Origin of the sequence: Bartonella sp. AA2SXKL, assembly GCF_042197205.1 — a bacterium.
Classification (GTDB): Bacteria; Pseudomonadota; Alphaproteobacteria; order Rhizobiales; family Rhizobiaceae; genus Bartonella.
The window spans coordinates 1-312 of record NZ_JBHIRN010000216.1 but is presented as its reverse complement, the minus strand read 5'-3'; the positions used below and the strand labels follow the sequence as shown (position 1 = coordinate 312).

Genomic DNA, 312 nt, shown 5'->3' with positions numbered 1-312 from the left:
CAATAGGAATAGGATTAAAGTCAGCACTAGAAATAGTGCCTTTCAGTTGTGCATGAACAGGAACAGATGAAAAACTTGTAAGCCAAAAAGCGCAAATGACAATAAACCAAGAAAAAAATGTGCGTGTCGTCATAATCATCATGGATGTGTATCCTTTTACTGAAGAGCGAAAAATGGAGTATATATCATCGTATTATCTCTTGAAGGGGATCAACATTAAAATCAAAACCCTGTCCCCACAAATCATATTGATCACGTGGAAGGTCTGTATAAGGTTGGCATGAAAAAACAGCTGCATAAACCTGTCTTATC

At 36.9% G+C, this 312-nt stretch carries 2 pseudogenes; both read right to left on the bottom strand.

Annotated features, from left to right (window positions below):
* Positions 1-139 (bottom strand): annotated as a pseudogene (gene tolB / locus ACFINS_RS10785) (Tol-Pal system protein TolB); the annotation flags it as partial.
* A 46-nt stretch (positions 140-185) separates the two neighbouring features.
* Positions 186-312: pseudogene (locus ACFINS_RS10780) on the bottom strand (cell envelope biogenesis protein TolA); the annotation flags it as partial.